The 11,026-nt window shown below is 71.2% G+C and carries 10 protein-coding genes; 6 read left to right on the plus strand and 4 right to left on the minus strand.

Annotated features, from left to right (window positions below):
* Positions 1-12 precede the first annotated feature (12 nt).
* Together ACFV9W_RS09565 and ACFV9W_RS09570 are read right to left on the minus strand one after the other, a co-directional pair.
* Entirely contained in the window at positions 13-810 is a 798-nt protein-coding gene (locus tag ACFV9W_RS09565) for a thioesterase family protein (protein WP_385757271.1), read from the minus strand.
* Between the two features lie 133 nt (positions 811-943).
* Entirely contained in the window at positions 944-1,693 is a 750-nt protein-coding gene (locus ACFV9W_RS09570; protein WP_385757272.1) for a class I SAM-dependent methyltransferase, read from the minus strand.
* A gap of 220 nt (positions 1,694-1,913) precedes the next feature.
* On the opposite strand from ACFV9W_RS09570, the gene ACFV9W_RS09575 reads away from it, so the two are divergent.
* The 6 genes from ACFV9W_RS09575 to ACFV9W_RS09600 all read left to right on the plus strand — a co-directional run bounded on the left by ACFV9W_RS09575 (position 1,914) and on the right by ACFV9W_RS09600 (position 9,193).
* Positions 1,914-2,735 (plus strand): metalloregulator ArsR/SmtB family transcription factor, encoded by an 822-nt coding sequence (locus ACFV9W_RS09575; RefSeq protein ID WP_385757274.1) that lies wholly within the window; start codon positions 1,914-1,916, stop codon positions 2,733-2,735.
* A gap of 117 nt (positions 2,736-2,852) precedes the next feature.
* A complete protein-coding gene (locus ACFV9W_RS09580) occupies positions 2,853-5,453 on the plus strand; it encodes a PEP/pyruvate-binding domain-containing protein (protein WP_385757276.1) in 2,601 nt (866 codons plus the stop codon).
* A gap of 61 nt (positions 5,454-5,514) precedes the next feature.
* On the plus strand, positions 5,515-5,880 hold the full coding sequence (locus ACFV9W_RS09585; protein ID WP_385757278.1) for a hypothetical protein: 366 nt from the start codon (positions 5,515-5,517) through the stop codon (positions 5,878-5,880).
* Positions 5,881-5,979: 99 nt separating this feature from the next.
* Positions 5,980-7,215, plus strand: a complete 1,236-nt coding sequence (locus tag ACFV9W_RS09590; RefSeq protein ID WP_385757280.1) for a MalY/PatB family protein — start codon at positions 5,980-5,982, stop codon at positions 7,213-7,215.
* A gap of 135 nt (positions 7,216-7,350) precedes the next feature.
* Complete coding sequence (locus ACFV9W_RS09595) at positions 7,351-7,656, plus strand: WhiB family transcriptional regulator (protein WP_385757531.1); 306 nt, start codon at positions 7,351-7,353, stop codon at positions 7,654-7,656.
* Between the two features lie 163 nt (positions 7,657-7,819).
* Complete coding sequence (locus tag ACFV9W_RS09600; protein WP_385757282.1) at positions 7,820-9,193, plus strand: MFS transporter; 1,374 nt, start codon at positions 7,820-7,822, stop codon at positions 9,191-9,193.
* Positions 9,194-9,206: 13 nt separating this feature from the next.
* On the opposite strand, the gene ACFV9W_RS09605 is transcribed toward ACFV9W_RS09600, so the two are convergent.
* Together ACFV9W_RS09605 and purU are read right to left on the minus strand one after the other, a co-directional pair.
* Positions 9,207-10,076: a bifunctional methylenetetrahydrofolate dehydrogenase/methenyltetrahydrofolate cyclohydrolase gene (locus ACFV9W_RS09605; RefSeq protein ID WP_385757284.1), complete on the minus strand. Its 870-nt coding sequence runs from the start codon at positions 10,074-10,076 to the stop codon at positions 9,207-9,209.
* 64 nt (positions 10,077-10,140) lie between these two features.
* A complete protein-coding gene (gene purU, locus ACFV9W_RS09610) occupies positions 10,141-11,019 on the minus strand; it encodes a formyltetrahydrofolate deformylase (protein WP_385757286.1) in 879 nt (292 codons plus the stop codon).
* Positions 11,020-11,026: the final 7 nt, after the last annotated feature.

The following is an 11,026-nucleotide window of genomic DNA, read 5'->3' on the forward strand; positions in this document are numbered from 1 at the left end:
CGCGGCGGGTGTTCAGAGTTCCCGGGAGGGCTGGGGGCGGACGGTGAGTATCTGCTGCGCGTGACCCACGGGGCCGTTGGTGTCGTGGAGGACCGAGGTGGTGACTCCCTGGCCGGTGGGGCCGAAGACGACCGTGGTGTCGAGGCCGGTCCAGCCGCCTGCGGGGAGGCGGTGGAGGTGAATCGTCAGGTCGACGTTGGGGAACATCCAGTCCGTGGGTGACTCGCGTACGGCGATGCCGTTGGCGGTGTCGACCAGCGCGACGTACGAGGCGAGCGGGCCGGCCTCCTCCCCGGCGACCAGGTCGAGCCCGGTCGCGATCCACGCGGTCGTACGGCCCGGCTGCGGGGGCGCGACCGGACGGACGTCGAGCGAGGCGATGTAGCCGCCCGGCCACACGGACGCCATCGGCCACGGGGCGAGCCCCTCGGGCGCCGGGAGCCGCTCGTCCGCGCCACCGGCCACGGCCGCCGTGTCACCGGCGGCGAGCAACCAGGCCCGGGCTCGTACGACGGGCCTGCCGGAGATGAGCACGACCGCTTCGAGGAGTTCGATGGTGCGGCCGGGCCGTACGGTCTCGATACGGATCTCGCACTCGTCCAGGGCGAGACGGCCGAGGATGTCGAAGCTGAGCCGGGACACCAGGAGCCCGCGGTCCGGTCGGCCGACGAGGTGGCGGTCGAGCGCGTGCACGACCAGGCCGCCGAGGGGACTGAAGTGCATCTCGTCGGGGTCCCAGGCCCCGCTCGCGTGGGCGGTGGGCTTGTAGCGGTGCTCGTCGATGCGTTCGAAGTAACCGGCCGTGCTCAACGGGTGCGTTCCTTCCAGGGGTTCATGGCGGGGGACGGGGTCAGGCAGCGAAAACGGTACTGGCCGGCAGGGCGTGGACCGCGGTGCCCTCAAGTCCGGCGGCTGAAGTGCGGCCCCGAGCGGCCCCGAAAGGTCACCGGCGCAGGCACATCACGTAGCCGGAGCCGTCCGGATCCCGGCGCAGGGTCTCCAGGGTCCACGGGGACGCGTCGATGAGGGCCGTGAGCTCGTCCGGTGCCGCCAGCCAGTAGTCGAACCATGGTGACGCCGTCGCCTCGTCCCTGACGCGGAGACGGAGTTGGCCCCGCGCCCGCCCGTGCCGGAGGTTGCGGGCGTGGTACGCCGCGTGGTCGACCCCGCCGTCGCCGGGGTCCGAGCCGGAGCCGATGAGGAGGGCGCTGGGGGAGGCCAGGGCGGCGAGGGCGGACAGGACGCCTGGCGCGCGGTCAGGGCCGCCCAGCAGGCCGAAGTTGTTGCCCATCATGGCGATGGTGTCGAACCGGCCCAGACCGTCGGGGAATTCGGGAACCTCGCCCACCAGCGCCTCGACGCCGCGCTCGCGGGTGATCCGGACGGCCCCGGGGGACGGGTCGATGCCCACGACGCGATGTCCACGGCCCACCCACTCGACCGCGTGCCGCCCGCCGCCGCACCCTAAGTCCAGAATCCGCCCACCGGCCTGCCCCCACGCCCACCGCTCCAGCGCGGGCCACTGCTCCAGCGTGCTGAAGTACCGCGCGGCATCGTTGGCCCTGATCAGCCCGTCGTCGCGCTCGATCACCTCGACGGCCGACCACGGGGCGGCGCCGGCCTGCCAGCAGCGGGCGAGAACGCCACCGAAGGCGTCGCCGGGGCGGGGAGCTTCCGGAGGTGGTGGCTGCATGGGGCAACGATGGCATCAACGGCCGTACCGCGCACGTGAATTGGAGTCGCCAGCCGCCACGGGAGGGGTGGGCGTGGCCACCCCGGACCACCGCGGACCTTCCCGGACCATGCCGGACCATCGAACCTCCCCGATTGACATGCAGCCAATCAGCTGCCTATCGTCGAATAAGCAGCCAATCGGCTGCATGTCGAGTCGACCGAAAGAGGGCACGACCCCCGTGGACGCGATATTCAAGGCGCTCGCCGACCCCGGCCGCCGACGGCTGCTCGACAGCCTCAACGACCGGGGCGGCCAGACGCTGGGCGAACTGTGCGGCGAGCTGGACATGGCCCGGCAGTCGGTCAGCAAGCACCTCGCCGTCCTCGAGGCCGCGGGGCTTGTCACGACCGTGCGCCGGGGCCGCGAGAAGCTGCACTACCTCGACGCCGCGCCCCTCAACGCGGTCGCCGACCGGTGGCTGAGCCGCTACGACCGGCATCGCGCCGCCGCCCTCGACGACCTCCGTACCGCACTGGAAGAGGAATCCCCCATGAGCAACGCCACCCCCGGCGGCGCCGCAGCAACGCCCTTCGTTCACACCAGCTACATCCGCACCACCCCCGAGCGGCTGTGGGAGGCGCTCACCTCACCCGCGTTCACCCGCCGCTACTGGGGCGTCGCGTTCGAGACCGACTGGAAGCCCGGCTCGCCCATGGTGTGGGCGGAGGGCGGCAACCGCACCGAGCATCCCGACCAGGTCGTCCTGGAGGCCGAACCGCCGCGCCGGCTCGCGTACACCTGGCACACCTTCACTCCCGAGTGGGCGCAGGCCGCCGGGGTCGACGAGGAGCTGCGCCGGCGCATCGCGGGGGAGGGCCGCTCGAAGGTGGCCTTCGACCTCGAGCCGATGGGGGAGACCGTGAAGCTCACCGTCGTCCACGACGGCTTCGACCCCGACAGCACCGTCCGCGGCATGATCGGCGACGGCTGGCCCGCCCTGCTGTCCAGCCTCAAGACACTCCTGGAGACCGGGGAGCCGCTGCCGGAGTCGCAGGGCTGAGGTCGTTGGCCGGGTTCCCGGCGTTGACGACCGTGCTTTATTCATCGCATGATGAATAAAGCACGGTCCGACGTCACCAGGCGCGTCGGGCGGTCACCGCAGGCAGGAAGGAACGCCATGCCGCTCGTCCTCGACCTCCGTTCCATCGACGCGACGATGCTCGACACCGTCGGCGGCAAGGCGGCCAACCTCGGCGAACTGGCCAGAGCCGGGCTGCCCGTGCCGCACGGCTTCTGCGTCACCACTGACGCCTACCGGAGGATTCCGGCGACGGACGGCCTCGCGGGGCTGCGCCCCGACAAGGCGCGACGCCTGATCGTCGAGTCGGAGGTGCCCGCGGAGCTGCGGGAGGCGATCCTCGCGGCGTACGCGGAGCTGGGCGCGGACTCTGGAGGCGACGCGGCCGTCGCGGTGCGCTCCAGTGCCACCGCCGAGGACCTGCCGTTCGCCAGCTTCGCGGGACAGCAGGACACGTACCTGAACGTCGTCGGCGCCGACGCCGTCCTCGACGCGGTACGCCGCTGCTGGGCCTCGCTGTGGACCGACCGCGCGGTCAGCTATCGCGAGAGCAACGGCATCGACCACGGTCGCGTCCAACTCGCCGTCGTCGTCCAGCGGATGGTGGACTCGGCGGTGTCCGGCGTGATGTTCACCGCGAACCCAGTCACCGGCAGGCGCGACCAGACGGTCATCGACGCGAGCCCCGGGCTCGGCGAGGCCGTCGTCTCCGGGGCGGTCAATCCGGACCACTTCGTGGTCGACGGCCGGGAGATCGTGGAGCGGCGGCTCGGTGACAAGAGGTTCCTCGTCTGCTCGCTGGCCGGTGGCGGCACGGAGAAGGTCGACATCGGCGAGAACCCGGCGCCCTGTCTCACCGACCGCCAGATCCTCCGGCTCGCCGCGCTCGGCGCCAGGGTGCAGGCGCACTACGGCAGCCCGCAGGACACGGAGTGGGCCATCGACGCCCAGGGGGAAGTCCACCTGACCCAGTCGAGGCCCATCACGACGCTGTTCCCGCTGCCGGAGCGCGGCGTCGCGGGAGCCGTCGCGCGCGACGCCGAACGGGACAGCACACGCGACGACCTCCGCGTCTACTTCTGCTTCAGCCTCGCCCAGGGCCTGGAGCGGCCGATCACTCCGGCCGGGCGCGCGGCCATCCGTGAGATCGCCCGAGCCGCCGGCGAGATCGTCATCGGCGACCCACGCTCACAGGGCTGCACCGAGGCGGCCGGACGCGTCTTCATCGACGTCACCGGCGTCCTGCGCAGCAGGACGGGAAGAGCTGTCTTCCCGCGCGTGCTCGACGTCATGGAGGCCCGCTCGGCGCGGACCCTGCGCGGCCTGTACGACGACCCGCGCCTCGCCCTGACGCAGACGTCGCCGTGGCCCGCCGTCCGGCGGGTGGCGCGCCTCGCCCGCAGGTTCCACGCCCCGTCCACCGTGCTGCGGGCGGTTGTCGACCCGAAGGCGGCGGTGCGGCGCGCACGGCGTACCGAGACACGCGTCCTGGAGGCGGCGCAGGCGAAAACCGTGGAGCAAGCGCTGCGCGACTGCGTGATCCCGGTGCTGCCGACCGTCGCCCCCGCGGCCCTGGTCGGCTTCGCGATGCTCGCGCTCACGAGCAGGCTCGTCCGTACCGAACCCGGCGAACTGCAGACCGTCCTGCGCAGCCTGCCGAACAACGTCACCACCGAGATGGACCTCGACCTGTGGGGTCTCGCGCGGGCGATCCGCGCCGAGCCGGACGCCGTGGTGCTGTTCCAGGACGCGGACGTGCGGAAACTGGTCGCCCGCTACCGCGCCGGTGAACTGCCGCCGGTCGCGCAGGACGGGCTCCACGCCTTCCTGCGCCAGTGGGGCCACCGGGCCGTCGCCGAGATCGACCTCGGCCTCCCGCGCTGGTCCGACGACCCCGCGCACATCATCGGCATCGTCCGCAACTACCTGCGCCTGAACGACGAACAGGCCGAGCCGGACGCCGTGTTCGCGCGCGGGGCCGCCGAGGCGGAGGCGATGATCGAGCGGCTCGCCCGGCGGGCCAAGGGGCGCGGCCCGATCGTCCGCTTCGCCCTGCGTCGCACCCGGCTGCTCGCGGGGCTGCGCGAGTACCCGAAGTACCTGGCGATCACGCTGTTCGGGGCATTGCGTGAGCGCATCGCCGAGCGCGGCGCCGAACTCCACGCACAGGGCCGCCTCGACGCCCCGCAGGACGTCTTCTTCCTCGACTTCGACGAGATGCGCTCGCGGGAGGGCGACCTGCGGACGGCGGTCGGTGAGCGCAAGGAGGAGTACGAACGGGAGGTGCGCCGCCGCCACATCCCGCGGGTCCTCCTCTCCGACGGAACGGAACCCGAGGCCACTCAGCGCACGCGGGCCGTATCCCACGCGTCCGGCGACCTGGTCGGCACCGCGGCCTCCGCGGGCGAGATCACCGGGCACGCGCGCGTGGTGACCGATCCCGTCGGCGCGCACCTGGAGCCGGGCGAGATCCTCGTCGCCCCGTCCACCGACCCGGGCTGGACCCCACTGTTCCTCACCGCGGGCGGCCTCGTGATGGAGATGGGCGGCGCCAACTCCCACGGCGCGGTCGTGGCCCGCGAGTACGGCATCCCGGCCGTGGTCGGCGTACCGGACGCGGTGACGCGCATCGAGACCGGCGACGTCGTCACGGTGGACGGCGGCACGGGGGTGGTGCGGGCGCGCCGGGAGGGCGCGTAGCCGTGGTGCGGCGCCTATCCTGTAGGTCACCGCACGCGCATCCGGGGGGAAGGGGCGGTCGATGAACTGGTTCTGGGCGGTTCTCATCTTGTTCTGGACGGGCGCGTTCGCCTGGGTGGCGGACACCGCACGCGGCGCGCTGCGCAACCGGCACGAGCGGAGGCTGGAGCGGCTCGAGGCCGCCAAGCAGGCCCGCCTCGCGGTGGAGGCGGCGAACAAGCCGCCGGAGCCGGTGTGCGGCTGCACCCACCACCTCGCGAAGCACGACAAGGCGGGCCGCTGCCACGAGCGCGTGGAGGTCCCCACGGCCTGGGACGAGAACAAGAAGCCGACCCACTACGAGGCGGGTCAGTGCGACTGCCAGCAGTACGTGGGACCGCAGCCGCTCTCGCAGGTCTACGCGGAGGAGCTGACGGACCGGATCTAGGCCCGGTCGTGGCAACTGGACCTGATCCAGGCCCGATCGCGGCGCCCGTCCCGGATCTAGGCCCGGTCGTGGCAGCCGGACCGGATCTAGCATCCAGGCATGGCATCCGAGACGACTTCAGGATCAGGCCCGGCAACCGAAAGCACCTCGCTCTTCGACACCGTCGTCGACCGCACGCGCTCGAACTCCATGAAGTGGACCTTCGCCGACTCCCTCCTGGCCCCCGACGAGGCCGCGGCGGAGCCCCTGCCGATGTGGGTCGCCGACACCGACTTCAAGGCTCCGCAGGCGGTCCTCGAAGCGCTGCACGACGCCGTCGACCACGGCGTCCTCGGCTACCCCGGTGGCGCGACCGACAGCTACCTCGACGCCGTCGTCAACTGGCAGGCCAAACGCTTCGGTTGGGACGTGTCGCGCGACTGGGTGGTCCCTGTGGCAGGCGTCATCACCTCCCTCAAGACCATCGTCCAGGCCTTCTCCGCGCCCGGCGACTCCGTCCTGATCCAGCCGCCCGTCTACGTGCACTTCCACGAGGACGTACGCCTCAACGGCCGGCACCTCGCGCACGCGCCGCTGGAACGCACCGGCGACGGCTACCGGTTCAATGCCCGCACCTTCGAGGACGCCATCCGCCCCGACACCAAACTGTTCATCCTCAGCCACCCCCACAACCCCACCGGCAACGTCTGGACCGAGGAAGATCTGCGCACCATGGGCGAGATCTGCGCGCGGCACGGTGTCCTGGTCGTGTCCGACGAGATCCACCAGGACCTGGTCCTCAACCCGGCCCGCAGACACATCCCGTTCGCCTCCCTCGGCCCGGAGTTCGCCCGCACGAGCATCACCTGCACGGCGCCGAGCAAGACGTTCAACCTCCCCGGAATGCAGTGCGCGAACATCCTGATGCCGGACCGCCGGCTGCGCGAGGACTTCGCCCGCCAGTACGAGCGCAATGTGTTCCCGCTGGTCAACGTACTGGGCATGGTCGCGGCCGAGGCGGCGTACACACACGGCGAGCCCTGGCTCGAGCAACTGCTCGGCTATCTGCGCGGCAACCACGAACACTTCGCGAAGGCGGTCCACGCCGCCACACCGAAGCTGCGCGTGCTGCCCGCGGACGCGCTCTACCTGGCGTGGATGGACTGCCGGGGACTCGGTATGGACGCCGAGGCGCTCGACAGGTTCATGCTCACCGAGGCGCGCTTGTGGCTGGACCGGGGGCAGAAGTTCGGGGCCGAGGGCCACGGCTACATGAGAGTGAACCTGGGCTGTCCGCGCGCCACGGTGGACGAGGCGCTCCGCAGGCTCGGCGACGCGGTGGCGGGGCTCGGCTGACAGCCCGAAACCCTCGGTGACTCACCGTTCAACTCCTGGTCATGGGCTGCCTGTTGAGGATCTATGGCGTACGGTCGCGAATCGCACCTGAGACGGACCGAATTTGCCAGGAGCAAGGAGCAGACAGTGACGGACATCTTCAACTCGTGGTGGGACAAGGCGGCATGCAAGACCACGGACCCCGAGGAACTGTTCGTGGAGGGCGCGGCCCAGTCCCACGCCAAGCGGTTCTGCGACACGTGCGTGGTGAGGACCGAGTGCCTGGCGCACGCCCTGGACGAACGCATCGAATACGGCGTCTGGGGCGGCGCCACGGAACGCGAACGCCGCGCCCTGCTGCGCCGCCGCCCCACCGTGACGTCCTGGCGCAACCTCCTGGAGGCGGCCCGCGCGGAACACGCCCAGGACGGCGGACGGACCGGCGCGGTCAGGGCGTCGTGAACGCGGGTGCGCCGCGCGGGCCGCTCGCCGTGGGCGGCCTCGCCCTCGCCCGGTAGTTGGACCTCGCCCGATTCCTTGACATGGACGCGACCAGAGAGCACTCTCGCGTAAGTTTTCGTTCCCGTGTGCCGTGGCTCGGTCGACGGCAGGGCAGGGAGGCGTCGTGGCGACGCAGGATGCAGGGGCTGGGGCTGGGGCGGGGCGGTCCGCCGTGCGCGGGGACCGGAATCGCGCGGTCGTCGCCAGTACCGTCGGTACCGCCATCGAGTGGTACGACTTCTTCCTCTACGGGACGGCAGCGGCGCTCGTCTTCCCGCAGCTGTTCTTCCCCGGGCAGTCCGAGTACACGGGCGTGCTCGCCTCCTTCGCCACCCAGTTCGTCGGGTTCGCCGCCCGGCCCCTGGGGGCCGCGATCTTCGGGCACTTCGGCGACCGGGTCGGCCGCAAGTCCACGCTCGTCATCACCCTGCTGCTGATGGGTGTGAGCACGGTCCTGATCGGATGTCTGCCCACCTATGCGTCGATCGGGCTCGCCGCGCCGATCCTGCTCGTGGTGCTCCGTGTCTTCCAGGGCATCGGAGTGGGCGGCGAGTGGGGCGGGTCCGTGCTGCTGTCCATGGAGTGGGGGACGAAGAAGCGCCGTGGGCTGATGGCCAGTTGGCCGCAGATGGGGGTGCCGCTCGGGCTGCTGCTCTCGACCGGAATGGTCAAGTGGCTGAGCGATGCCTCCGGTGACAGCTTCGAGAGCTGGGGCTGGCGCGTGCCGTTCCTGGCGAGCGGAGTGCTCGTCGCCGTCGGCCTCTACGTACGTCTCAAGGTCCTGGAGAGCCCCGACTTCACCGCGGTGAAGCGGGAAGAGGCCGTCGTGCGCATGCCGTTGTGGGAGGTGCTGCGGTTCCAGTGGCGCGAGGTGATCGCCGCCGCGTTCGTCCGTCTCTCCGAGCAGGCGCCGTTCTACCTCTTCATCACCTTCGTCCTGACGTACGGGACCTCCCACCTCGGGCTCGACCGCGGCGATCTCCTGAACGACACGCTCGTCGCCGCCGCGATCGGGCTGGTCACCATCCCCGTGTTCGGGCACCTCTCCGACCGCTACGGGCGCCGACTGGTGTACGGCGTCGGCATCGTGTGCGTGGGCGCGTTCGCGTTTCCGTACTTCGCTCTGCTCAACACGAAGACACCGGGGCTCGTACTGCTCGCCATCGTGCTGTCACTCGTCTTCCATGACATGCAGTACGGGCCCCAGGCCGCTCTCATCGCCGAGGGCTTCGGCGCCAACGTCCGCTACAGCGGCGCCGGGCTCGGCTACCAGCTCGCCTCGGTCATCGCCGGCGGCCCCGCCCCGCTGATCGCCGCCGCCATCCTGGAGGACACCGGGTCCAGCACCGGCATCAGCCTCTACATCGTGGGGTGTTGTGTGCTGTCCATGGGGGCGTTGTTCCTCATTCCGAAACGGACGGAGAGCGGACCGGAGATCGGGGAGGGACGCGCCGAGGTTCCCCGGCAGGGCTCCGCGGGCTCGACCAGGGCCCGGTAGGCACTCGTCCCGTCTATGTGGCGTCCAGGCCTGCCGCCCCTCGTTCCGCCGCCTCCACCACGTTCGTGAGCAGCATCGCCCGTGTCATCGGGCCGACGCCGCCGATCTTGGGTGCCATCCGGCCCGCCACCCCGGCGACGTCGGGGTGGACGTCGCCGAGGATGCCCTCGATGGTGCGGGTGATGCCGACGGAGAGGACCGTGGCGCCTGGTTTGATCCAGTCGGGGCGGACCAGGTGGGCCGAGCCGGCGGCCGCGACCACCACGTCCGCCGCGCGGGCGTGGGCGGCGATGTCCTCCGTGCGTTCGTGGCACATGGTCACGGTGGCGTGTTCGCTGCTGCGGGTCAGCATCAGGCCGAGCGGACGCCCGACCGTGATGCCGCAGCCGATGACGCAGAACGTGGCACCGGTGATGCGGACATCGCTCAGGCGCAGCAGTTCGATGATGCCGCGCGGGGTGCAGGGCAGCGGGCCCGGTGTGCCGAGGACGAGGCGGCCCAGGTTGGTGGGGTGCAGGCCGTCGGCGTCCTTGGCCGGGTCGATGAGTTCGAGGACGGCGTGCGTGTCGAGGTGCGGGGGCAGCGGGAGCTGGACGATGAAGCCCGTGCAGGCCGGGTCGGCGTTGAGGGTGAGGACCGCGGCCTCGACGTCGGCCTGGGTGGCGTCGGCGGGCAGCTCGATGCGCTGGGACTCGATGCCGACCTCGGCGCAGTCACGGTGCTTGCCCGCTACGTAGACGTGGCTGCCGGGATGGTCCCCGACGAGGATCGTGCCGAGGCCGGGTGTCACGCCGCGGGCCCGCAACGCCTTGACACGGGCGGCCAGTTCGGTCTTGATGTCGGCCGCGGCTCTGGTGCCGTCGAGCTTGACGAGGGTGGTCACGGTGGGAACTGCCCTTCTGCCGGGCTTGGTTGAACGGGCTCGGTCGAGGCTCGGTCGAGCGGGTTCAGTTGAAGATGACCGTGCGGTTTCCGTGCAGCAACACGCGGCTCTGGCAGTGCCAGTTGACCGCGCGGGCCAGTGCCAGGCGTTCCGCGTCGCGGCCGACGAGGACGAGTTCCTGGGCGCTCTGCCGGTGGTCGACGCGGATCACCTCCTGCTCGATGATGGGCCCCTCGTCCAGGTCGGCGGTGACGTAGTGGGCGGTCGCGCCGACGAGCTTGACGCCCCGCGCGTGGGCCTGGTGGTACGGCTTGGCGCCCGCGAAGCTCGGCAGGAACGAGTGGTGGATGTTGATGGCCCGCCCCTCCAGCGCCTTGCACAGGTCGTCCGAGAGGATCTGCATGTACCGGGCGAGGACCACCAGATCGATGGCGTGCTCGTCGACCAGGCCCAGCAGCCGCTCCTCGGCCGCCGCCTTGGTGTCACGGGTGACCGGCACGTGCACGAACTCCACGCCCGCCTGCTCCACTTGTTCGCGCAGGTCGGCGTGGTTGGAGACGACGAGCGCGATGTCACCGTCGAGGGTGCCGCTGCGCCACCGGTAGAGCAGGTCGGCGAGGCAGTGGTCGAACTTCGACACCATGACGAGGACCCGGGGCTTGGCCGCCGCGTCGCGCAGCCGCCAGTCCATCGCGTACGCCTCGGCCGTGGCGGCGAAGCGCTCCTCCAGCTGGGCGGTGTCCGTACCTGTCGGCGCGGTGAAACTCGTCCGCAGGAAGACGGTGCCGTTGTCGGGGTCGTCGAACTGCTGGTGCTCGGTGATGTCGCAGCCCTCGCCGACCAGGAACGAGGTGACGGCGTGCACGATGCCGGGCCGCTCCGGGCAGTTGAGGGTGAGGATGTGCTGGTTGACTGCGGTGCGTGCGCTGCGTGTGGTGGTCACGACAGGT

It is taken from the genome of Streptomyces sp. NPDC059897, assembly GCF_042730865.1.
Taxonomy (GTDB): Bacteria; Actinomycetota; Actinomycetes; order Streptomycetales; family Streptomycetaceae; genus Streptomyces.